The following is a 22,829-nucleotide window of genomic DNA, read 5'->3' as shown; positions in this document are numbered from 1 at the left end:
GACAGCCAGTTTTAAACCGCCACCCTCCCAGTTCGACAAAGATAAATAAAGTAACCTCCCAAGCTTATTCCGCGCGACAGTAAAAAAAGTAACATCGCGATCCATAAACCTTGATTTGCATAAGATGAAAACACCCAAAAAGCAGGAAAGTAAACAGCTAACCCACACAACAACATACTATCTCGCATGGCACGAGCACGTGTCAAACCCACAAAAACACCATCAAAAAAGAAACACCAGTGAGCGATTAAGGGTAAACAATACACAAAGATTAGGTAGTCTTGCATTTCTATTTGTAGGGCTGCTTGGTTCGTTATTGTAGAAATGATCTCAGTGCCCCATACAATAAAAATCAATGAGTAAATTATTGCAACTGTGATTGACCATACCAGCCCATGTAAAGTGACATGTATGATGCCCTTCGCATTTTTTTGTCCTTTTTGTTCACCTACTAATGCTTCTGCTGCATAAGCAACACCGTCTAATCCAAGGGCAATTAAGGTAAAGAACTGCATCAAAATTGCGTTGATAGCCGCTGACATAGAGCCAAACCCTACCCCTTTAAAAATAAGAAAAGCGATACAGCCTTGTAAGATAAGGTTTCGAAAAAACGTGTTGCCGTTAAGGGATAGTAAAGGACGTAAATACACACCTGAAAACCATTTTTTTAGTATTTTTGGCTTACCAATAATCTTTAACGCCACAATCATACTCATGATAGTGATGGAATATTCAGCTACGACGCTGGCCAGCGCCACACCAAACACCTCCAACCCTAAGCCAAACACAAACCAAAGGTTAAGAACCAAGTTCAATACGTTTGCGAACACCTGAATAAGCAACACCTGTTTGGCTTTTTGCTGGCCTATTAGCCAACCCACCAAGGCTAGATTAACTATCGCAGCAGGCGCGCCCCAGATCCGTGTGGAGAAATATTCCGAGATAACCCCTTCAATAACTGGGGTAGCATTGGCAAAGTATAAACCCAAAGCCAAAATGCCATCTTGTACTAACAACAGCATGCAGCCTAACAAAAAGCCAATCAATATCCCCTGAAACAGGCTTTGATTAAGCTGGTTATTATCTTTACTGCCTTTTGCCTGCGCACTAAGACCTGTACTGGTCATTCTTAAAAAGCCGCATAACCAATACAATTGAGTGATAATCAATGCGGCTACGGAGGCCCCAGCAAGAAAATACATTTCCTGCATATGGCCTAACACAGCAGTGTCGACTAATCCCATTAAGGGAGTCGTGACATTACTTAAGATCATCGGAATCGCAATAACAATAATTTTTTGGTGCAGACTAATCTGAAAGATGTTTGATAGAGTATTATTATTAGTCATTTTATTTTCATTTATGAAGGAAAGACATGAGAAAAACCTGGGGTATTTTGGTACTGACCTTAACATGTGCGCTACTGAGCATAAACACTTGGGCAAAAGACAATGCGGTTATTTTATTATATCACCACGTCAGTAATAGTACTCCCAAGGTAACCTCAGTATCACCCGAGACTTTTCGTGAACACATGCAATACTTAACTGAACATCATCAGGTATTACCCCTCAAAGAGGTAATAGAAACGCTGCAAAACAAACAACCATTGCCCGACAAAGCCGTGGTGATCACATTTGATGACGGTTATGAAAACATTTATGAAAATGCTCACCCTATTCTTAAAGAATTTTCATTCCCTTACACCATTTTTATTAACCCACCGCTTATTGGTAATGTGAGTTATCAACTTGATTGGCAACAAGTTAAAATGATGGCAAATGAAGGCGCAAGCTTTGCTAACCATGGTAGCCAACATATCCATATGTTAACGAAAAATGACAGTGAGTCGGAAGAAGGTTGGTTGAATCGCAGCATGCAAGAAATAGACGCCGCTGAAACGATTCTCAAAGACAACCTAGGTTACAGCTGGAAATATTTTGCTTACCCTTATGGAGAATTTGATTCAAAACTAAAAGCTCGACTTAGGGCAAATGGCTACATTAGTTTTGCCCAACATAGCGGTGCTATTGCGTCCTACAGTGACTTTTCGGCCTTACCTCGTTACCCGTCTGCAGGTGTATACAGTAATATTCAAAGCTTGAAGGTCAAATTAAATAGTTTGGCGATGCCAGTAGATAGCGTGTCCGTTTCCGATCCTAAGGTCGACTTACCTTCTTACAGTGAAGATCTTTCATTTACTGTCAAAACTGAAGACTTAACAGCGCAACAAATAAACTGCTTTCAAAATGGTCAGGCTTTGAACAAGTCCCTAGAAGGAAATACGGTTACCGTGGAAATACACCCAATCACTAAGCCCGGCAGGCACAGAGTGAATTGTACTGCACCCAGTATTAGCGAAAAAGGTAGGTTTTATTGGTTTTCACAACCCTTTTTTATGCCAACAGTTGAAGGGAAGTGGTTAGATTAACTTTTTGCTGAAATGAAGATGCGAACCAATACCTAATGTTTCCATTCTTTGACTAACATCTGATTCACTTTGCTGAGTAAATCCCCGTCCTAGATAAAAGTCTATTGCTTGTGAATTAGTACTTTCAACGTCGAGGCATAAAACAGACTTGCCATAGACTAAAGCTTGTTGTTGTGCAAATCTTAGTAAATTAGTGGCTACACCTTGCCTTTGATACTTTGCAAGCACAGCAAAATGTCCGATACACAATTCATGCTTTTTAGGTGTAGGAATACAATCTTGCAAAGCTTGGCTAGCCTGCACGACAGATAATGCATGAGCAACACCGTAAAAACGGGTTAACTTGATTAAAGTAGCTTGATGGAAGGAATCTGGCAAATCGCTATGCCATATGCTTAAACTGCCGGCGACTTGATTGTCGATTTCTGCGACCCAGTGATTTTCAAAACCGTATTGGCCATCTGCAGTTAACAGGTTCGAATACAGAAAATTTAACGCCGACAACTCATCGTTAATATCAAAGGTCGCAGCTAGGGCAACAGGTGCGGAACTAAAAATCAATTGAGCTAAGATGGCTGCATCGCCCTGATTAGCTTGTCTGCTAGGCATTGTCCGCAGTTTATTGGGACATAATAGCCGGCATATCTGCCAGTATCTTTTGTCCTTCACTAATAGGCAATTTGCCTACAACAAATTCAGGCTTAAAACGTCCTACCACTTGGGCATTTGGATTCACTACCACCACAGATGAACTGTGATCGACTAAATAGTTAGGGTTGTCGGTGCTTTCAGACATGGAATACATCATGCCCATAGCTCTGACTAAAGGAAATAATTGAGAATGTTCTCCACTAACCGCAATAAAGTCAGGGTGGAAAAAATTAATATATTCGTTTAATCGTTCAGGAGTATCGCGCTTAGGATCAACAGACAACAGCACGACTTGAACAGGAAAATCTGTGGGTATTTTTTGTAGTTCTGGATAAACATTGTTTAACTCTGCCAAGGTAGTCGGGCAAATATCAGGGCAATAAGTATAACCAACAAAAACCAGACTCCAATACCCTTTCAAATTCTCAGATGTGAAGGATTGATTATTATGATCGACTAACTGAAAATCAGGCAATGCTCTAACCTGAGGATATAAATTAACATGTTGAGTTTTATTGTTTTCGCTGGGCGGTGCGATGTTTATTGCCAACACAACCCCAATAACCAATGCAACAAACGCAATCAGGCCCGCTTGTAATCTACTCATGTCTAAAACCACATATAATGATCAACCAAAAGCACCACAAACAGAACCATCAGATGAATAATTGAAAATTTAAAGGTCTCCATAGCGGTTTGTTCGGTCGAGGTAAATTTCAATTTCCATGCGTAATATAAAAAACCCGCATTTAATAACGTGGAACCAATCAGGTATATAAGACCAGACATACCCACTAAATAAGGCAGAAAACACACTACACAGAGTAAAACTGTATATAACAAGATAGAGGTTTTGGTAAATTCAATGCCGTGGGTTACAGGTAACATAGGCACTTTTGCTTTGGCATAGTCTTTTTCGCGATGAATGGCTAATGCCCAAAAATGGGGTGGCGTCCAGGTAAACACAATCAGTACCAATAACAATGCATGGGCGTGAATTTCACCTGTAACTGAAGTCCAGCCAAGCAATGGAGGAATGGCACCCGCTAAACCTCCAATCACAATATTTTGTGGTGTTGCTCGTTTTAAATACATGGTGTATACCACCGCATATCCCAATAACCCAGCAAGGGTTAACACAGCAGTTAAACGATTCACCCATAGTTCGAGGATCGCATATCCAACAATGGTTAATACTGCCGCAAAAATCAGTGCTTTTTGTGGGGTTACTTTACCTTTCGCTACTGGGCGATTAAAAGTACGTGCCATTTTGCCGTCTATCTTTCTATCAACAACATGATTAACGACAGCTGCTGCAGAAGACAAAAAACCAATACCTATTAATCCAGCAGTTAAAATTTGCCAACTAATCCAACTATCACTGGCTAAACACATGCCAACCAATGCGGTTAACAATAGTAATAACACTACTTTTGGTTTAGTTAATTCATAATAATCTTGGCAAGTAGACCATAAATTAAATTGATTACTTTGTTGTCCTACGGCTACGACCTTACTCACCTGATTCTCCTAAGTTTTGCGATACAATGTGTAACTAATGGTAACTAACACCAACATCAAACACGCGGCTACTGCGTTATGCATCACGGCAACAGCAACAGGTAAACTGAACACTACATTGCTTACGCCTAAAGCAATTTGAACACCCATAACTACTACCATTAAGATAGATAACTTTTTAATTAAGCTTGAGTGGGCTGCAGCATACAATCTAATACCAAACCAACATAAATACAAAAAGGTAATCAACGCACCTATTCTGTGCACAATATGCATAGTCATACGCTGGGCATAGTCATGGGCACCAAACTCATAATTTTCTGCTTCTGGAATACTAAAAGCACCCGCAAAGTCTAAACGCTGGTACCAAGCACCTTCACATATAGGTAATTCGGTGCAAGCTAGTGCAGCATAATTTGCAGACGTCCAGCCACCAAGAGCAATTTGTCCCGTCAAAACAATAATCCCTAAAATTGAATATTTCCCAAACTGACGCATCCCAGCATCACCGCCTGGAATACGGTAATGGATCAACCTTAAATACAATAAAAACAGACTGGATAAAACAGTAAAACCACCTAATAAGTGCCCCATCACCACCGCAGGTAATAAATTGAGAGTCACAGTCCACATGCCTAGAGCGCCTTGAAAACAGACTAAAAACACCAGGAAAATTGGCAGTTTTACTGGCTTGTTATAAGCTTTGCTGAATAGGCTATTAATAAAGATCACCAGTATTAAAAAACCTAAAGCACTGGCAAAATAACGGTGAATCATCTCGTTCCAAGCTTTATGCTCTTCAAATGGACGTTCCGGAAAAGCCTGCTGTGCTATTTCAATATTTTCTGTGGTTTTAGAAAAACTCAAATGACCATAACAACCAGGCCAATCAGGACAACCTAATCCGGCATCAGTCAGGCGAGCGTAAGCACCCAGTACTATTACCACCATGGCCAATAGAATACTTAGCAACACCAACTTCTTCATCATTTAAGTATCCTCTAGCCGATACGCGACAGTTTAAGTACCTTGCGCATATCTGACAAAATATCACGACTATGCAGTACAGCCTGTTTCTTATCGAGTTGTAATGGATAACGTAAAATTATGTTATCCAGAGTATCGACGATAAAAATAGCATCTGTACTCTCATCTTTAAACATTTGTTGCAGACTGATTAAACTAGTATTTAACAAACGAATGTTTTGTTTTTCTTTGAGCAATGCAAGCTGTGCTATATTACTTTTTTCATGGGCAATAACCACCACTTCGGCACGATCACTTTCCTTACCTAACGCACTGCGAACTTGAGCAATGCTATATAACGCGTTTTCACATTCAACAGTGCACACTTCTGGCAAAACATAAAGTAACTTCCACTTGGGCTCTTGGTCAGAGGTTCGCAATCCACTCATATCGACGATTGGGGAAAGCAGTTCTCCCTTATTTGTCGCGGCTTGATTAAACCAGCCATTATCTAAAGCAAGTTTAGCCAGTAATACAGGAAGTATAAAAACCGAAGCTAGTAGCAACATCATTAATTTATTTTTTTTTGTGGTACTCACTTTATGTTCCTTTTTAACTTATTTCTCTGGGCGATAACAAATATTGCTAACGCAGCAAATGCCAGCAAAAACCATTGTACGGCATAGGCCAAATGTTTTTCTGGTGCCATTACCACAGGTTGCCAATCTCTTACGAAGATTGAAGTTTCCTGGGAATTTAATAACACCACAAAAGGTAATATCTGTTGCTTATAGTGCTGTTGAATAACCTTGAGATCCGTTTGCTGCAGAACTTTTGGCCAATCACCATCAACCAGAGCCGTTTCTTTAATCATGGCATTATTTAACGGTAAGGATATCACTCCCCCAAAACGTGATTTTTCAGTATCAATCTTGATACTAGGCAAAATTTCTCGGCTATTAGTCGCGGCTACCCAACCAAAATTGACAATCACTGTACCTAAATATGTTTGCGTGGGCACTAATACTTGGTATCCGACTCGCCCTTTATGGATCTTATTATCCAATAAAAAATAACGTGCTGCATCCCCTGTACCTTCAAAATTAACCGGCATATCTAACATGTCATTTATGTTGCTATGTAAAACCTGTTGTAAATCGACTTGCGCCGTTTGGGCAGCAACTTCTATAGCGAATAAACGTGCTGTTTTTTGTTCAGCCCGTTGTAATTGCCAATTACCCAAAGCAAACATAATGACAACGCACACAAAAGTTACTAAGGTAGCTACAAAGGGTAAACGTGATATAAAATTCCACATAACAGCTCAAAATGTCTTTAGGAGTAAATAGATGTTAATCAAAATACTTGTTGGCGGGTTACTATTATTTATGGTGTTCAATTTATTTAAAGCCATGATGATTATGCTTAAAGACGACCCCAATAGTCCCCCCATGAGTAAATTTATTGGACGAAGGGTTTTAACATCAGCCATTATTGTTGGCCTGATACTGCTCGCTGTAGCAACTGGACTCATCGTTCCAAATCCTACACCACACTAACCAATGCAAAGAGCCGCTGCATTGCAGTGGCTCTTTCATCTAACAAATGACCTAGCTAAAAAATATAAACAACAGCGAAGAGTATTACCCAAACTACATCTACAAAATGCCAATACCAGCTAGCGGCCATAAATGCGAAGTGATTGTCTGGCGTAAAATGCCCCTTCATAACTCTAAGTAACATAATAAATAAAATTATCGCACCTAGCGTAACGTGAAAGCCATGAAACCCAGTCAATAAAAAGAAAGTATTTCCATACACGCCAGATTGTAAGGTTAAGTTCATTTCAGTGTATGCATGAATATATTCTTCAACCTGCATCACCATAAATATGGCGCCAAGCAACACAGTTAAACCAAGCATCAGTTTAAGTTTGCCACGATTGTTTTGCTCGAGTGCTACATGGGCAAAGTGACAAGTGACTGACGAGGTAAGCAGTATAAACGTATTAATCAAGGGCAGACCAGTCCAAGGCATAGCTTCTGTCGTTGCCCCGCCTGGAGTTACAACCAAAGGCCAGATAGCTTCAAATGCAGGCCATAATACTTCACCTGTCATATCGTTATTTGAAGCACCGCCTAACCAAGGCACTGAAATAAATCTGGCGTAGAACAAAGCACCAAAAAAGGCGCCAAAGAACATGACTTCAGAAAATATGAACCATGACATACCTTGACGATAAGAGCGGCCCAACTGTGCGCTATACAACCCACTCATAGACTCATGTATTTGGTTTCTAAACCACCCAAACAACATCACTACCAAAACTAAAAAACCTGCGCCCAAAATGTAAGCGCCGTAGCCCTCCTTATCTCGAGTGCTTTCAATCACAAAATTGCCGGCCCCAACAGCCATTAAAAATAACGCGACAGCCCCCATAAAGGGCCATGGGCTTTCTGCGGGAACATAGTACTTTTCGTATTCTTTTTCTGACATTGTGTTCTCCTTTACCCTAATTCATTGCCACAACATCTGCCGAAGCAGTGACGTTAGAAGTGACGTTATAAAGAGTATATTGCAAAGTAAAATAAGTAATATCTTCAGGGAGTTGAGGGTCGACATAAAATTGCATAGGCATCAACAATTCCTCCCCTGCTTTTAATGTTTGTTGTTCAAAACAAAAACATTCAGTTTTATTCATATATAACGCCGCTGGGCCAGGAGATATTGATGGCACAGCTTGACCGACAATGGCAGTCTTGGCAGGGTTTTTCACGTAAAAATTGACTTGATTGAGTTGCCCAGGATGTACTTTAACCTGTCTGGTTTCAGACCTAAATTCCCATGGCATACCGGTGTTTGTCCGCGTAATAAAATCCACTGTGATCAACCGACTCTCATCAATTTCAACGGCCTCGTAAACTGACGCTGTATCTGATGGTTTGCCATTGATACCCAATGCATCACAAAGTACGTCATAAAGAGGCACCAGCGCAAAACCAAAACCAAACATACCAATCACAATTGCAGCCAGTTTCAGCACCAATTTATTGTTTTTTGTTTGATTTGGGTTAGCGCTCATAAGTGTTAATTCCTATTAGGTTATTTTACAACAGGCGGTGTTTCAAATGTGTGATAAGGCGCTGGAGAAGGAATTTCCCACTCTAAACCTTCAGCTCCTTCCCACACTTGGGCAGATACTGGTTCGCCTTGTTTTTTACAAGCCTTGATCAACAAGACTAAGAAAATAAGTTGAGATAAACCAAAGGCAAAACCACCAATACTGATCCACTTGTTAAAGTCTGCAAACTGTAATGCATAGTCTGGAATACGACGCGGCATTCCAGCTAAGCCAACAAAATGCATAGGGAAGAACAACACGTTAACCGATATCAATGAACACCAGAAGTGCCATTTGGCCAAACCAATATGGAACATCTTTCCGGTCCACTTAGGCAACCAGTAATACACAGCCGCCATAATCGAGAATATAGCTCCTGTGACTAACACATAATGGAAATGTGCAACTACGAAGTAAGTATCATGGTATTGGAAATCCACTGGCACTATTGCCAACATTAATCCTGACAAGCCACCAATGGTAAATAACACTATAAAGGCTATTGCAAACAACATAGGGACTTCAAAAGTCATAGAGCCGCGCCACATTGTCGCTACCCAGTTGAATATCTTCACACCTGTGGGCACAGATATCAGCATAGTAGCGAACATGAAAAACAGCTCTGCTGCCACTGGCATGCCTGTAGTAAACATATGGTGTGCCCATACAATAAACGACAGTAAGGCAATGGATGCTGTAGCGTATACCATAGAGGCATAACCAAATAATCGTTTACGGGCAAAGGTAGGGATAATCGCTGAGATAATACCAAATGCAGGCAATATCATAATGTACACCTCGGGATGCCCGAAGAACCAAAATATATGTTGGAACATGACCGGGTCACCACCACCAGCGGCATCAAAGAAACTGGTACCGAAGAATTTGTCGGTCAGCACCATCGTTACCGCACCAGCCAGTACAGGCATAACAGCAATCAACAAGAACGCAGTAATTAGCCATGTCCAGACGAACAAAGGCATCTTCATCCAAGTCATACCTGGGGCACGCATGTTGAAAATAGTCACGATGACGTTAATTGCCCCCATGATGGATGAAGCACCCATGATGTGCACAGCAAACACAAACAATGCCGTACTGTCGGCACTGTAGGTCGTTGACAGAGGTGCGTAGAAGGTCCAACCAAAAGCAGGACCGCCACCTTCTAGAAATAATGAAGACAAAAGAATTAAAAAAGCAAAAGGTAATATCCAAAAGCTCCAGTTATTCATTCTAGGCAGAGCCATATCTGGCGCGCCTATCATCATAGGTATTAACCAGTTGGCCAGCCCCGTAAAGGCAGGCATAACCGCACCAAATACCATGATAAGGCCGTGCACAGTGGTCATTTGATTAAAGAAGTGAGGCTCTACTATTTGTAATCCCGGTTGAAACAATTCAGCTCTTATTACCATAGCCATTGCGCCACCAATTAAAAACATGATGAAAGCAAACCACAAATATAGAGTACCGATATCTTTATGGTTGGTGGTATATAGCCAACGTGTTATACCGTATGGAATATGATGTTCATGGTGATCATCTGCATGAGAGTCATGCTGAGTGTCATCAGTTGTTGTTGTCATGGTCACCTTCTCCTATTGTCCGTTCATTGCTGAATTGATGTCTTTGGCTTGAACCAAGTCACCAGTATCGTTACCCCAAGCATTACGCTCGTAAGTCACAACAGCAGCAATTTCAGACATAGTTAATTGTTTCGCATAAGATTGCATAGCACTGCCTGTGACACCATTTATCAATATATCGATGTGTTTAGGCTGATCTGCAACAGCGATTTGACTGCCTTTTAATGCGGGAAAAACACCTGGTAACCCTTCGCCATTTGGCATATGACAAGCAGCACAGTTAGCGTTGTAGACATTTTCGCCTTGCTCCATAGCTTCATCCATTGTCATATTCATAGATAACAACCTTTGTTCTTCTGCTTTGGCTTGTTGCTGAACCGCTTCTTGTTCTGAAATCCACTTAGAATATTCAGCAGGCTCTTTGGCAATCACTACAATGGGCATGAATCCGTGGTCTTTACCACAAAGCTCAGCACATTGGCCTCGATAAACGCCAGGCTCATTCACATTAGTCCAAGCATCATTGATAAAGCCGGGGTTAGCATCTTGTTTGAACCCAAAATCTGGCACCCACCAAGAATGGATAACATCGTCAGATGTAATAAGAAATCGCACTTTTTGACCTGTAGGAATAACGAGCGGTCTGTCTACTTCAAGTAAGTAGTTTTCACCTTTAGGCAGTTTTCCAGAGATTTGATCAGCTTGAGTTGCCAGTTTTGAATAATATTCAACGTCATTATCCATATATTTATAATGCCACTTCCACTGTGAACCCGTCACCAAAATGGACACATCAGGCTCACTGGCATCTTCCATATCAATTAGGAGATTCATAGCGGGGACAGCCATAACAACCAAGATAACAAAAGGAATCACTGTCCAAGCAATTTCAACTTTTACGCTTTCATGGAAATTAGCAGGCTTAGCACCCCTAGATTTTCTATGGAAATACATAGAGATAAACATGGCGATAAATACGGCAGCGCCAATCACAACACAGATTATAAACATCAACATATGCATGTCATAAACACCAGCACTGATGTCTGTCACGCCTTTGGTCATGTTTAGCTGGTATTGCTCAATATGATCTTTCGATTCTGCAAACACCGGCGTTGTCATCAATGCAGATAGCATAGTTCCAACCTTGAACAAAATTCTCTTCACATGGCACCTCATATACGTTAAACGTACTTCTTATTTTTCACTGAAACACAAACTTCAAAATAGAAGCAATCACTATTTTAGTTAACGCTTAGTTAATTTATTGTTATTTTTTACTGCTGGGATGTTAAGGGTCGCTCATTTAATAGCGACTAGTCTAGCTTTTTTATTTAGTTTGCTTATTTTTTAAACATAAACATGTTAATTCATCAATTTTTTACGTTCTTAGCGTCAATTTTTTACGTTGAGTTGATTAACATTTGGATTAATAAAAGCAGATTAGAGTCTTGACCGGTTTGCGACACAAGGTAACCAACCTGAACTCTCGATAAGACTTGCCGCCACCCTAAAAGTAATTATAACAAACACAGTCTGTTATACCCTTGCGCATAGATAAATATAACTGATTGACTAAGGCATTGAAGACATTGAGTGCTGCTATTATTACGTTTATCGAGGCGAGTTTGTGGAGGAATAGCCAGCTATTGCCAGCAAGTTCAAAGAAGATAGGCGTGATAATAAAGTTGCTGGACGCTATGGCTTATCGAGAGCTCAGGGTAACTAAGAATGTGGATATATCCAATACTCTCAAAAGAGAGTAATGGATTAAGACTGGGGACCTAAGTAAAGTATCTTTATCAGAACTCGTTATATGGCTTAATAAGGAATTTTAATTGATTATTGAAATACGCATCAACAGCTTATATTACATCCAATCGGCGTTACGAATAACCCCCACTGCTATGCCTTCAATATTAAACGGTTGAGTCGCCAAATCGACCTTAATCGGAGAAAACGCCTCGTTTTCAGCATGTAACAAAACCTGCCTGCCTTTTTTCTCGAGTCGCTTTACTGTCACGTCGTCATCTACTCTAGCGACGACGACTTGGCCATTATGTACGTCCGTAGTGCGATGCACAGCTAACAAATCGCCATCCAAAATACCGATATCTTTCATACTCATACCGTTCACTCGAAGCAAAAAATCGGCACTAGGTTTGAACAAATTAGGATCCACTCGATAATGGCCCTCAATATGTTCTTGAGCCAAAATAGGCTCACCCGCAGCAACCCGCCCAATCAAAGGCAAGCCAAGCTCTTCGATTTGGTCTTCAAGGGGGGTATTTAACTTAATGCCACGGGACGTGCCGGGTAAGATTTCTATAACCCCTTTACGGGCTAGGGCTTTTAAATGTTCTTCCGCCGCATTAGCAGATTTAAAACCTAATTCCCGTGCAATTTCTGCTCGGGTAGGCGGCATACCAGTATTCAACATAGTATTTTTAATCAGTTGAAGTACTTCTTCTTGTCGTGCAGTTAGTGGACGCATAAACAGCCTGTTTTTCTATACAGTTAGTGTGAGTATATACAGTTATAGTTAAATCTCAAATTTGTTTTTTATGTACTGTGGAATGACTAAAATAAAACCACAAACAAAATTCAAACACCAATTATCCAACATAAACTGCTAGGTATGTCTGTGCTATCCTTTACAAGTTTTAAATTTACGAGAAAAAAGTATGTTGTGGCTGCATAAATTACTGTTAGCGATAGTGACGGTACCGGTCAAATGGCTAATAAAAGTAAACAGCACTCCAAGTGATCTTGAGGCTGAACTGGGCATAGATAAAACCCGCCCCATTGTTTATTTATTGCGCACCCGTTCGATCACAGATCAATTAGCACTAAAAATGTCTGCTGTTGCTTTAGGCTTACCTAAACCCACACTAAATATTATTATTGGTGATCAACGCCATTCTTCGTGCTTGTTTTTACAGAAACCCAAATCAGTGCTAAACCGCAAAACAACAGGTACTTCGATTCAAGAAGATGCGGCCAAACTATTTAGTCTGCACCGAGAAAATCCAGATCTGGATATTCAGATAGTACCCGTTTCTATACTTTGGGGTAGAGCACCGGATAAAAACACCTCAGGTTGGTCAGATGTCATCGCCAACCAAGTTTCTCCTAGCTGGCTCCGTAAATTTTTTATTGTATTATTTTTAGGCAGAGATAATTTTGTCTGTTATAGCAAAGCCGTATCTTCAAGAAAAATGCTGGAATTAAAAGGCAGTGATGAAGAAATCGCCCACAAACTTATCCGCGTTGCGGGTACACATTTTTACCGTCGCCATCAAACATTAACAGGTCCCAACATCCTTGAGCGCCATCAATTATATAATAGTGTACTAGGTGCAAAATCGGTACGTAGAGCTATTGTTGAAGAAGCTCGTAGCAAAAAATTAAGTCATCAACAAGCCAAACAACAAGCAAAAAAATACGTCAATGAAATTGCTGCCGATTACCGACCAGGCATGATCAGATTGGTCGAGAAAATTTTAACTAAAATTTGGAATAAAATTTATAACGGTATTGAAGTTCGACATGCCGATAAAGTAAGAGCTTTGGCACAAAATGGCCACGAAATTATCTATGTACCTTGTCACCGTAGCCATATGGATTACTTATTGCTCACCTATGTTATTTACCATGAAGGGTTAGTCACCCCACACATAGCCGCTGGTATTAATCTTAATTTTCGTCCTGTTGGCGGAATATTGCGAAAAGCTGGCGCGTTTTATCTACGTCGCAGCTTCGCAGGCAACAAACTCTACACAGCCGTGTTTCGTGAGTACTTAGAATTGTTATTTAACAAAGGTTATTCTGTGAAGTATTTCCCCGAAGGTGGGCGCAGCAGAACGGGCCGTTTATTGCCCCCTAAAACGGGCATGTTGGCGATGACATTACAGGCGCTAATTAAAGGTGTTAATCGTCCAGTGAGCATAGTGCCGGTTTATATTGGTTACGAACATGTAATGGAAGTGTCCAGTTACCTAAAAGAACTAAACGGCACAGGCAAGAAAAAAGAATCTTTTTTACAAATATTTTCAGCCATTAAAAAACTCAAAAATTACGGCTACGGCTTTCTGAATTTTGGTGAACCCATCAATTTGACTAATTACCTTGACCGGCAAGTGCCAAATTGGCGTGATAAACAAGAAAATAGTAGCGACAAGAAGCCACAATGGCTGACACCAGTTGTAAATGAACTTGCTTCAGATGTGATGGGCAGAATAAACCAAACGGCAGCAGTTAGCGGTATGTCAATTTGTGCCACCTGTTTGTTATCGGCTGAAAAGCACGCTATGGCTCAGTCTGAATTAGAGTTAGCCATTGACCATTTTTTAGAATTGTTGTCTGATGCTCCTTACAGCGAGCTTGCCACCCTGCCGAAAATATCCGGTAAAAAGTTATTAGGCAACACCCTCAAACTGAATAAATTTAATGTGTCCGAAGATAGTTTTGGTAAAATAATTTCACTCAAAAGTCAAAATGCAGTCGCTCTAACCTATTACCGCAACAATATTCTGCACTTATTCGCCCTACCAGGTCTTATCGCCGCCATTGTGTTTGCCAATAAAAGTTTATCGAAACAAAAAATATTGCTGTTGGTAGCTAAGCTCTACCCCTTACTCAAGCGCGAATTATTTATCTATATGAGCATAGAACAAGCGGCATCTTATACTGAATTACTACTTACCAAGATGTTGGCAATGGGTTTGCTCGAGACTCATGACACTGAAATTCAAACACCAGCCGCTGATAGTGAAGAGTTCTATTCGGCATGGTTGCTTAACCGTAGCATTCAAGAAACCTTACATCGCTATGCGGTAGTGTTAACGTTATTGTCGAAGCAAGAAAAAGTCAGCCGCTCTGTACTGGAAAAGAAAAGTGCTCAATTTGCCGAGAGATTAGCGGCGCTGCATGGCATAAACTCACCAGAGTTTTTTGATAAGAAGGTTCTGGCTACATTTATTCAAGCATTAAAAGAAAACGCCTTGATTGAAGCAGATAAGGATGGCCAATTGCGCCATTCAGCACTCAGCGAGGCTTTAAAAATAGAGGTGATTAACCTTATTTCACCTGAGATAGCGCAACGTTTGCAACAGATATAAATCTTGGTGTTATAGAATTTTAGTACATTAAGAGCAGTTAGTTAACACACTAATTTTAACTAACTAAAGGGCATATCTCGAAATACCCTTTCAATCGGTGTCAAACCAAATGCATCTCTAAGCCAGCTGCCTGCCTTACCTAATCGTTCACTGGAAGACCAAATCAAATCAACACCCACCTCCCATTCAGTATGAGGATATGAAGTTAACTGCAATTCGCATAACTGCTCTTGCAACTGCAAGTCCAAAACCAATTGTTTGGGTACCGTTGCCCATCCCATGCCGGCACATAGGGTGTTCATCAAGGTTAAATAACTGGCCATTCGCCATTGATTGGTGCCGCTTAGATATTCACTGGTAGGCAATTTATCCAGTAAGGGCATATAAACCAGCTGTCTATGCTGATTTAACTGCTCGAAATTAACTTGAGGTAAATTGGCTAAAGGATGATCTCGGTGCACTACATTGGCGAATGCTATATTACCAAGCCTTTTAAAATGTATGTTTTTTGGATAGTGGGCACCTGCACACATTATCCCTAAAGATGCGTCGCCTTGTTCGATCAACTGCTGAATATACTGAGAAGACGGGTGTAATATATTTAAATCCACAGGTGGAAAATATTCTGCGAAGCCGGCAAGATTATGGTTCAATATTTGAAAAGGAATAGTTTCGTCGATAGCGATAGTGACTTGGCTTTCCAGTTCTGCAGCCAAACTGTTAGCACGATTCTCCATCGACGAACACTGGTGCAATATGGCTTCTGCATCCCTAAGTAAAGACTGCCCATGACCGGTTATAATGGGATAACGCCCAGTACGATCAAACAAACTCACTCCAAAATCAATCTCCAAGTTTGCCACTGCAATGCTAAGTGCAGATTGAGACTTACCCAACTTACGGGCTGCAGCTGAAAATGACTTCTCACTTGCCACCGCGCAAAAAGCAGTTAATTGTTCTAGGGATAAACGCATGAATGCCTAAGTTCTATTAAAAATTTTAATAGTTCCCATTTTGCACACTAAAGCCAGCAGAGTACATTAGTCTTATTGTCTTGCTTGTTAATTGAAAGTTTATGCCTCCTAGTGATACACCTACAGAAACAAAAAGCAGTGGCATTCACCCAGTTGATCAACGTTTGCCAATCGCCCCTACAGCGTTGCTTGGTTTGCAACATGTACTAGTGATGTACTCAGCCTGCATAATAGTGCCCTTAATCTTAGGTGCTGCTCTACAACTACCTAAAGAAACCTTGTCTTTAATCATTAATGCCGATTTATTTGCAGCGGGATTGGCTACCTTAGTACAGTGTTTTGGCAACCGTTATTTTGGCATTAAGTTACCCATAATGATGGGCGTGACCTTTACTTCAATCGCCCCTATGATTGCAATTGGTGTTAACCCAGAACTAGGCTTACCAGGGATTTACGGGGCGATTATTGTTTCAGGCATATTCGGCATACTCTTTGCGCCAATAATGGGCCGTTTATTGCGGTTTTTCCCGCCTGTGGTAACAGGTTCGGTATTGCTGGTTATTGGCATTAGTTTAATGAAAGTGGGCATTGAATGGTCTGCAGGTGGAAGCCCTACTCTTGCCGATGGTTCAACTAACCCTGATTTTGGTAAACCTATTTATTTACTGGTTAGTCTACTCCAGCTTAGCTTAATTCTACTTATCAACCGTTTTGCTAAAGGCTTTTTGAGTAATGTATCAGTGCTGATAGCCATGATCGCTGGGTTTATTGCTGCTTGGTTACTGGGAGATATTTCACTTAAAGGCTTAAATGACGAACCTTGGGTTGCCCTCATCAAACCCTTAAGTTTAGGAATGCCCACCTTCGATTTTTTAGCCATTTGCTCCATGTCCCTAGTGATGTTGGTAACTATGGTTGAATCCACAGGGATGTTTTTAGCTTTAGGTAAATTAGTAGATAAAGAAGTAGACCAAAAACAACTAGTAAGAGGCTTACGCTCCGACGGACTAGGGACCTTATTAGGCGGTTTATTTAACGCTTTTCCTTACACCTCTTTTTCACAGAACATAGGTTTAGTCACCATAAGTGGAGTCAAAAGCCGCTACGTAGCTGCCGCCGGAGCCTTTATTTTAATTGCCTTAGGTTGCCTTCCTAAAATGGCATTTATTATTGCTTCAATACCGCAATATGCCTTAGGCGCTGCGGCCATGGTGATGTTTGGAACTGTTGCCTTAATGGGGGTGCGCATTTTAAGTGAGGTAGACTTTACTGAGTCCCGTTCTACTTTATTGGTGGTATCCGCAAGCTTAGGCATTGGTTTAATCCCTATGATAGCCCCAAGCTACTTCCAACATTTACCACAATGGAGCCACATCTTTACCGACAGTGGCATCATCTTAAGCGTATGTACCGCTATTCTGCTTAATGCCATTTTTAGCCCCTCCCCTGAACAAACGAACAAAGGTTAATCCACCATGACAGCAACACTTTACCAAGCAGACTACATACTCACCATGGACAGTAACAACAGCATAATCAAACAAGGTGCGGTACTGGTAGAGCAAGGTAAAATCAAACAGCTAGGTAAAGCGAGTGAGCTACGCTCCCAACATCCCAATGTAACCGTTAAAACCTATGCTAATCGCATATTAATGCCGGGTTTAATCAATACACATTGCCACTCGGGCATGTTGCGCGGCACGGCTGAAGGCTTGCCAGTATGGGATTGGTTGCAACAATATATTGATCCCATGCATAGGGTGTTAACCCCCAAAGATGCCAGTTTATCGTCATGGTTATGTTATGCCGAAGCCTTATTATCAGGCACTACTTGTATAGTAGATATGTGGCGTTACATGGAAGGCAGTGCCGAGGCGGCCAAACAGCTAGGCATTAGAGCTTGCTTAGTACCCTATGTAGCCGAACATCCCGAGCATGACTACTTTGAAACCCTAGACAGTAACGAAGCTTTGATCAATCAATGGCATCAAGAAGCGGATGGGCGAATACAAGTATGGGTGGGCCTTGAGCATTTGTTTTATGCCGTACCACCTGCATTAAAGCGTATCGCTGACCTATGCCAAGACTACCAAGTTGGCTTTCACACCCATAGCAACGAAAGTCAATTTGACGTAGGGCAAACCCTTGAACGCTACAAAATAAGACCTATTCAAGCCCTCGAAAAATTTGGCTTACTCAAAGCCCCTAAAACACTCTTAGCTCATTGTGTGTGGGCTGATGACAATGAAATAGCCCTTATGGCTCAGGGTAATATTGGTGTTGCCCACAACCCTATCAGTAATATGAAACTTGCCTCGGGTGCCGCACCTGTAGTTGCCATGTTGAAGGCAGGCGTAAACGTGGGGCTAGGAACAGACGGCGAAAAAGAAAACAACAACCTAGACATGTTTGAAGAAATGAAAGTATCGTCATTACTCGCCAAATTTTCTAGTTTAGATGCTGCCGCCCTTGATGCTTGGGATATATGCCGTATGGCGACAATTGGTGGTGCAAAGGCGCTAGGGCTCGACCATGTAACAGGCTCACTTGAAGTGGGGAAATCCGCAGACATGATTGCCATCAGGTGTGACACCCCTCGCATGACTCCACTTATCGATTCAGGCCCATTGATGAATATTCATTACAACTTGGTACATGCGGTACAGGGACAAGATGTAGATATGACTATGGTCGCAGGAAAAGTATTGGTAGATAACGGCCGATTACTAGAACATGATATACAGCATCTTATCGAACAGGTTAATCAAGCCGCACCAGCCTTATTTAACCGCCGCCAAGCTTGGTTAGACAGCACTGGCGGTGGCAAAAACGCACTCTATCAACCCTAACAAAACAACAAAAATAGTAGGAAACAAAATGGGGATGAACAAAGCGTTATTAACTATAGTGGCTTTTATGACCTACATGGTAATGTCGGGCCTTTTAACGCAAATAGGCGTATTGATTTCTCCTGTAGCTGATTACCTTGAAATAAGTATTACCCATGCAGCCTCAATGTTTTCATTGCTAACAGGCGGCACCTTTGCTGGGACCTTTATAGCCATGTTGGTGTATGGACGTTTTCCTATAAAGCGGATTTTGCAGGTGAATTATCTTGCTTTTATTGGGTTACTCATATTAATGGTGACAATAGATAGTCGCTTACAATGGGTGGTGTCATTTTACTTATTTACACTGGGCATATGTTGCGGTGTAGGCCTAGCCGGCGGCGCAGTATTAATTGCTAATTTATACAACGAACAAAAAAGAGCTTCTGCATTCTTAGCCACAGATTGCTCCTTTAGTTTAGCGGGTTTTGTGTTTCCATCTTTAGCGGTTGTGCTGCTGTCAGCAAACCAACTGTGGACAGTGAGCTACGCAGCAGTTGGGGTATTGGCAATACTCATATTATTAGCTTGCTTCACCTTAAAATTTCCAGATCAAAGCACAGCCGATAAACAAGAAACTCAGTCAAACGGATCGGCACCTAAAGCCAACATATGGACCCCGAGAGTCTTTATTGTTGCCTTGGCCTTATGTTGCTACTTAACCACACAAACCACATTTTTAATCTGGGCGCCAAGCTATTTACAGCAAGCACTTGACCTAGATGCCAACCAAGCCGCTGGCGCCGTTGGTAACTACTGGGGGCCATCTATATTTGGCTTGCTTATTGTTACCCTATTGGTCATAAAAGTGCCGACTCGACCTTTATTGCTTACTGTAATAGCCGTCGCGATTATATTAGCTAGCTTGTTGTATGCCACTGAAGATCCAGATTGGTTTTTAACTATTACCTTAGGCTTAGGGTTTATGACCTCCTGTATCTTTAAATTAGGTATATCCGTAGGCTCTCAGCAAATAAAAAACGCCCCACCCATATTAGTCACTTTTTTACTGTGTTCAGCTACTGTGGGTAGCACAGTGGCACCGGCACTCTCGGCCCTAGTGGTAGCAAACTTTGGTGTGAGTAGTGCCATGTTGATGACAGTGATTGGGTTTGTACTAGTGGCAATCTTAATATCCACATGTTTACTGCTAGAACAAAAAGCCCGTTCAACTATAGAAGTACAGGGACAAACCTTATGAAAAACAAAGTCATTTTTGATACTGATCCGGGTATCGACGACGCCATGGCCATACTATTTGCCCATGCCAGTGGTAAAATAGACCTATTAGGGATCACCACAGTGTTTGGCAACGCCAGCATTGAAAACGCCACCCGCAACGCCTTGTATCTAAAACAGCGCTTTGCAATTGCCACAACTGTTTGTGTAGGAGCTGACACCCCATTAGTGGTTCCTGCTGGTGAGCCAACCACTTTTGTACATGGCCAAAACGGTCTAGGGGATATCGACTTACCCGATACATTGCCTATAAAAGCCGACTCACGCTCAGCCTGCGATTTTATAATCGAAACTGTACGTAACAACCCAAACGAAGTCACACTTGTGGCAGTAGGACGCTTAACTAATCTAGCCTTAGCCATACAAAAAGCACCCGACATAGCAGACTTAGTGAAAGAAGTAGTCGTGATGGGGGGCGCCTTTGGCCATAACGGACACACAGGTAACGTTAGCCCCTATGCAGAAGCCAATATCATAGGCGACCCTCATGCGGCCGATATTGTATTTACTCAAAAATGGCCAGTCACAGTAGTAGGGCTAGATGTCACCCAACAAAGCATTATGAGTAATGCCTACATACAAACTCTCAGAGAACAGTCCGCTAAGTACGGTGAATTTATCTATCAGATCAGTCGCTTTTACAGCGACTTTCATAAACAAAGCGCTGGGTTAGATGGGTTTTATGTACACGACTCATCGGCAGTAGCCTATGTATTAGCGCCAGAACTATTTAAAGTAAAACAAGGGCCGATACGGGTAGTATGCGAAGGCCCAGCCATTGGTATGGCATTGTGCAAAACAACCGAAAAAGCTTTTCCAGTAGATGGCTGGCAGCAGCAACCCAAACAACAAATATGTGTTGATGTAGACAGCCAAGCTTTGTTGAATTTATATTATAATACGCTGTGTTCTTGAGCTTACTTAAGGCAAAAAACTGCGATTTTATCAATAGTGGGAATACCGCGCCTAGTAGTTGGGGTATCTATGAATAACCAGTCCATCCTGAATATTTTTAGTTAATCCGCTCAACTAGGGTTTGATATTCATCACTGGTTTTATCTTCTTCAGCACAAACACTCAATAAATCTTCGATAAAGTAATTCAGCGCCCTATGCTCAATTTGTTGAACTTGTGCCTGCTGTGTTTCATTTAACATATGATACATAGTGGCCGCACCAAAATCACCGAAAATGATGTTGGCATCTTGATCGAATAAAGTATTATGTGCATACAAGTCACCGTGGCTTACCTGATTTTCATGTAAGTGGGCAAAAACTGATTGCATTTGTTTAACTACCTTGCTTATTTGCTCAATGGGCAATGTGAAACCCACTTTAAATGTATCGCGAGTACAAGTATCAAAATCCGGTGGCAAACCAAGATTGTTATAGTGTTCAGGAATAAGTTGCATCACTAAAGCTAAACAGTCTTGTTCATTTACCTGAGCTAAAGACTTCACTAAACTTGCATGATCTCCGACTTTTAAGCACGCCTGCAGTTCATCCTCTGGGTAACCGTCACTTGTTAATTCGCCTTTGAACACTTTAACGGCGATTTCATCCGGGAAAGCATCAGTTGCTGTATTCCAAACCGCTTTTGAAATAACACCGGATGCCCCTTGCCCCAATACGTTTTGTAAGGAAAAGCTTGAAAAAGGCACAACAGGGACTGATTGAATATCTATGTCACTACAACTAAACGGATTACCAGAAAACGCCAACCAAGCGAGTTTGGGTAATACCAACAACTGGTCGGGACATTCGGTTAATTGATTGGCCGAAATACGCACCAGTTCAAGGTTAGTCAATTGTGTTAAGTTTGCTGGTAACTGCGTAAGTTGATTACCCGCCAAGGCTAATTTTTGTAACCTTGGACGTTCACCTAGGGTGTCGGGTAATCGGGTTAACTGGTTATCGGTTAAAATTAACCAGCGCAACTTCGCAGGCAAAGATTCATCTGGTACATGTTTGATTTTATTGGACTTAAAACCCACCATCTCAAGACTTTCACATTGGCCCAGACTCTCAGGCAAGGTTTCAAAATGATTGTTTGAGGCAAAAATAATCTTCATTTTTTTAAGCTGCTTTAACGAATTAGGCAATGCGGATAGTTGGTTATTGGATAAATCTAGAATTTCTAACGTATCAGCTAGTGATAAAATTTCAGTTGGAAATGAGGTTAAATTTTCTGACAATGTGAGGCGCGAAATACCCGTCAATTGGCCAGACTTTAGCTGAGCAAGTGTATGCAAAATAGAGAGTCCATAATAAGGCTAAAACAAGCCGGGTAAGGCTACTTAAAAAACGCTTTAAAAGATAGAAATGACTAGGCT

General features: G+C 41.3%; 21 protein-coding genes. 7 read left to right on the top strand and 14 right to left on the bottom strand.

The window, feature by feature from the left end; translation table 11 throughout:
* Positions 1–11: 11 nt before the first annotated feature.
* Positions 12–1,349 carry an MATE family efflux transporter gene (locus tag CXF95_RS14630; protein WP_101199399.1) on the bottom strand — a complete coding sequence of 446 codons (1,338 nt, stop codon included), beginning with the start codon at positions 1,347–1,349 and terminating at the stop codon, positions 12–14.
* Positions 1,350–1,375: 26 nt separating this feature from the next.
* Between CXF95_RS14630 and CXF95_RS14625 the strand changes: the two genes are divergently transcribed.
* Positions 1,376–2,431: a polysaccharide deacetylase family protein gene (locus CXF95_RS14625; protein ID WP_101199398.1), complete on the top strand. Its 1,056-nt coding sequence runs from the start codon at positions 1,376–1,378 to the stop codon at positions 2,429–2,431.
* On the opposite strand, the gene CXF95_RS14620 is transcribed toward CXF95_RS14625, so the two are convergent.
* From CXF95_RS14620 to CXF95_RS14595, 6 genes are read right to left on the bottom strand one after another with little or no spacing between them, the layout of a single operon-like run.
* Complete coding sequence (locus CXF95_RS14620; RefSeq protein ID WP_101199397.1) at positions 2,423–3,040, bottom strand: GNAT family N-acetyltransferase; 618 nt, start codon at positions 3,038–3,040, stop codon at positions 2,423–2,425. The genes CXF95_RS14625 and CXF95_RS14620 overlap by 9 nt on opposite strands.
* A 10-nt stretch (positions 3,041–3,050) precedes the next feature.
* Positions 3,051–3,689 carry an SCO family protein gene (locus tag CXF95_RS14615; protein WP_101199396.1) on the bottom strand — a complete coding sequence of 213 codons (639 nt, stop codon included), beginning with the start codon at positions 3,687–3,689 and terminating at the stop codon, positions 3,051–3,053.
* A 2-nt stretch (positions 3,690–3,691) separates the two neighbouring features.
* A complete protein-coding gene (gene cyoE, locus CXF95_RS14610) occupies positions 3,692–4,603 on the bottom strand; it encodes a heme o synthase (RefSeq protein ID WP_101199395.1) in 912 nt (303 codons plus the stop codon).
* A 9-nt stretch (positions 4,604–4,612) separates the two neighbouring features.
* Positions 4,613–5,590, bottom strand: coding sequence for a heme A synthase (locus CXF95_RS14605; RefSeq protein ID WP_198556626.1), 978 nt, complete (start codon positions 5,588–5,590; stop codon positions 4,613–4,615).
* 14 nt (positions 5,591–5,604) lie between these two features.
* A complete protein-coding gene (locus CXF95_RS14600) occupies positions 5,605–6,168 on the bottom strand; it encodes a hypothetical protein (RefSeq protein WP_101199393.1) in 564 nt (187 codons plus the stop codon).
* Positions 6,165–6,887 carry an SURF1 family protein gene (locus tag CXF95_RS14595; RefSeq protein ID WP_101199392.1) on the bottom strand — a complete coding sequence of 241 codons (723 nt, stop codon included), beginning with the start codon at positions 6,885–6,887 and terminating at the stop codon, positions 6,165–6,167. The genes CXF95_RS14600 and CXF95_RS14595 overlap by 4 nt, the downstream gene beginning before the upstream one ends.
* A gap of 31 nt (positions 6,888–6,918) precedes the next feature.
* On the opposite strand from CXF95_RS14595, the gene CXF95_RS14590 reads away from it, so the two are divergent.
* Positions 6,919–7,128, top strand: a complete 210-nt coding sequence (locus tag CXF95_RS14590) for a DUF2909 domain-containing protein (protein WP_101199391.1) — start codon at positions 6,919–6,921, stop codon at positions 7,126–7,128.
* Between the two features lie 55 nt (positions 7,129–7,183).
* Here CXF95_RS14590 and CXF95_RS14585 read toward each other — a convergent pair whose 3' ends face one another.
* From CXF95_RS14585 to lexA, 5 genes are all read right to left on the bottom strand, one after another.
* Entirely contained in the window at positions 7,184–8,065 is an 882-nt protein-coding gene (locus CXF95_RS14585) for a cytochrome c oxidase subunit 3 (protein ID WP_101199390.1), read from the bottom strand.
* Between the two features lie 16 nt (positions 8,066–8,081).
* Positions 8,082–8,651 carry a cytochrome c oxidase assembly protein gene (locus CXF95_RS14580; protein ID WP_101199389.1) on the bottom strand — a complete coding sequence of 190 codons (570 nt, stop codon included), beginning with the start codon at positions 8,649–8,651 and terminating at the stop codon, positions 8,082–8,084.
* 20 nt (positions 8,652–8,671) lie between these two features.
* Positions 8,672–10,276: a cytochrome c oxidase subunit I gene (ctaD, locus tag CXF95_RS14575; RefSeq protein WP_101199388.1), complete on the bottom strand. Its 1,605-nt coding sequence runs from the start codon at positions 10,274–10,276 to the stop codon at positions 8,672–8,674.
* A 12-nt stretch (positions 10,277–10,288) separates the two neighbouring features.
* Positions 10,289–11,398, bottom strand: a complete 1,110-nt coding sequence (gene coxB / locus CXF95_RS14570) for a cytochrome c oxidase subunit II (RefSeq protein WP_232787919.1) — start codon at positions 11,396–11,398, stop codon at positions 10,289–10,291.
* 748 nt (positions 11,399–12,146) lie between these two features.
* Entirely contained in the window at positions 12,147–12,770 is a 624-nt protein-coding gene (gene lexA / locus CXF95_RS14565; protein ID WP_101199386.1) for a transcriptional repressor LexA, read from the bottom strand.
* Positions 12,771–12,960: 190 nt separating this feature from the next.
* Here lexA and plsB point away from each other — a divergent pair, with 190 nt between their 5' ends.
* Entirely contained in the window at positions 12,961–15,396 is a 2,436-nt protein-coding gene (gene plsB, locus CXF95_RS14560; RefSeq protein ID WP_101199385.1) for a glycerol-3-phosphate 1-O-acyltransferase PlsB, read from the top strand.
* A 59-nt stretch (positions 15,397–15,455) separates the two neighbouring features.
* On the opposite strand, the gene CXF95_RS14555 is transcribed toward plsB, so the two are convergent.
* Positions 15,456–16,370, bottom strand: a complete 915-nt coding sequence (locus CXF95_RS14555) for a LysR family transcriptional regulator (RefSeq protein ID WP_101199384.1) — start codon at positions 16,368–16,370, stop codon at positions 15,456–15,458.
* Positions 16,371–16,471: 101 nt separating this feature from the next.
* Here CXF95_RS14555 and CXF95_RS14550 point away from each other — a divergent pair, with 101 nt between their 5' ends.
* Genes CXF95_RS14550 through CXF95_RS14535 form a run of 4 tightly spaced genes read left to right on the top strand, consistent with a single transcriptional unit; the run spans position 16,472 to position 21,412 of the window.
* The gene (locus tag CXF95_RS14550; protein ID WP_101199383.1) at positions 16,472–17,839 is read left to right on the top strand and encodes a nucleobase:cation symporter-2 family protein; all 1,368 of its coding nucleotides are present in this window, start codon (positions 16,472–16,474) and stop codon (positions 17,837–17,839) included.
* Positions 17,840–17,845: 6 nt separating this feature from the next.
* A complete protein-coding gene (locus CXF95_RS14545; protein ID WP_101199382.1) occupies positions 17,846–19,219 on the top strand; it encodes an amidohydrolase family protein in 1,374 nt (457 codons plus the stop codon).
* A 28-nt stretch (positions 19,220–19,247) separates the two neighbouring features.
* Positions 19,248–20,459 carry an MFS transporter TsgA gene (tsgA, locus tag CXF95_RS14540; protein WP_101199381.1) on the top strand — a complete coding sequence of 404 codons (1,212 nt, stop codon included), beginning with the start codon at positions 19,248–19,250 and terminating at the stop codon, positions 20,457–20,459.
* The gene (locus tag CXF95_RS14535) at positions 20,456–21,412 is read left to right on the top strand and encodes a nucleoside hydrolase (protein WP_101199380.1); all 957 of its coding nucleotides are present in this window, start codon (positions 20,456–20,458) and stop codon (positions 21,410–21,412) included. Before tsgA ends, CXF95_RS14535 begins: the two co-directional genes overlap by 4 nt.
* Positions 21,413–21,509: 97 nt before the next feature.
* Here CXF95_RS14535 and CXF95_RS14530 read toward each other — a convergent pair whose 3' ends face one another.
* The gene (locus CXF95_RS14530; RefSeq protein ID WP_101199379.1) at positions 21,510–22,748 is read right to left on the bottom strand and encodes a leucine-rich repeat-containing protein kinase family protein; all 1,239 of its coding nucleotides are present in this window, start codon (positions 22,746–22,748) and stop codon (positions 21,510–21,512) included.
* Positions 22,749–22,829: the final 81 nt, after the last annotated feature.

Origin of the sequence: Paraglaciecola sp. MB-3u-78, assembly GCF_002835935.1 — a bacterium.
Classification (GTDB): Bacteria; Pseudomonadota; Gammaproteobacteria; order Enterobacterales; family Alteromonadaceae; genus Paraglaciecola.
The sequence above is the reverse complement of the archived record's forward strand: the minus strand, read 5'-3'. Positions and strand labels throughout refer to the sequence as shown.

Excerpts from the sequence above, each read along its gene's own strand:
- CXF95_RS14595 (WP_101199392.1), bottom strand. The coding sequence starts at position 6,887 with ATGTGGAATTTTATATCACGTTTACCCTTTGTAGCTACCTTAGTAACT.
- CXF95_RS14550 (WP_101199383.1), top strand. The coding sequence starts at position 16,472 with ATGCCTCCTAGTGATACACCTACAGAAACAAAAAGCAGTGGCATTCAC.
- CXF95_RS14545 (WP_101199382.1), top strand. The coding sequence starts at position 17,846 with ATGACAGCAACACTTTACCAAGCAGACTACATACTCACCATGGACAGT.
- lexA (WP_101199386.1), bottom strand. The coding sequence starts at position 12,770 with ATGCGTCCACTAACTGCACGACAAGAAGAAGTACTTCAACTGATTAAA.
- CXF95_RS14585 (WP_101199390.1), bottom strand. The coding sequence starts at position 8,065 with ATGTCAGAAAAAGAATACGAAAAGTACTATGTTCCCGCAGAAAGCCCA.
- CXF95_RS14580 (WP_101199389.1), bottom strand. The coding sequence starts at position 8,651 with ATGAGCGCTAACCCAAATCAAACAAAAAACAATAAATTGGTGCTGAAA.
- CXF95_RS14620 (WP_101199397.1), bottom strand. The coding sequence starts at position 3,040 with ATGCCTAGCAGACAAGCTAATCAGGGCGATGCAGCCATCTTAGCTCAA.
- ctaD (WP_101199388.1), bottom strand. The coding sequence starts at position 10,276 with ATGACAACAACAACTGATGACACTCAGCATGACTCTCATGCAGATGAT.
- CXF95_RS14630 (WP_101199399.1), bottom strand. The coding sequence starts at position 1,349 with ATGACTAATAATAATACTCTATCAAACATCTTTCAGATTAGTCTGCAC.
- tsgA (WP_101199381.1), top strand. The coding sequence starts at position 19,248 with ATGGGGATGAACAAAGCGTTATTAACTATAGTGGCTTTTATGACCTAC.
- CXF95_RS14615 (WP_101199396.1), bottom strand. The coding sequence starts at position 3,689 with ATGAGTAGATTACAAGCGGGCCTGATTGCGTTTGTTGCATTGGTTATT.
- plsB (WP_101199385.1), top strand. The coding sequence starts at position 12,961 with ATGTTGTGGCTGCATAAATTACTGTTAGCGATAGTGACGGTACCGGTC.
- CXF95_RS14555 (WP_101199384.1), bottom strand. The coding sequence starts at position 16,370 with ATGCGTTTATCCCTAGAACAATTAACTGCTTTTTGCGCGGTGGCAAGT.
- CXF95_RS14535 (WP_101199380.1), top strand. The coding sequence starts at position 20,456 with ATGAAAAACAAAGTCATTTTTGATACTGATCCGGGTATCGACGACGCC.
- CXF95_RS14625 (WP_101199398.1), top strand. The coding sequence starts at position 1,376 with ATGAGAAAAACCTGGGGTATTTTGGTACTGACCTTAACATGTGCGCTA.
- CXF95_RS14605 (WP_198556626.1), bottom strand. The coding sequence starts at position 5,590 with ATGAAGAAGTTGGTGTTGCTAAGTATTCTATTGGCCATGGTGGTAATA.
- coxB (WP_232787919.1), bottom strand. The coding sequence starts at position 11,398 with ATGACAACGCCGGTGTTTGCAGAATCGAAAGATCATATTGAGCAATAC.
- CXF95_RS14590 (WP_101199391.1), top strand. The coding sequence starts at position 6,919 with ATGTTAATCAAAATACTTGTTGGCGGGTTACTATTATTTATGGTGTTC.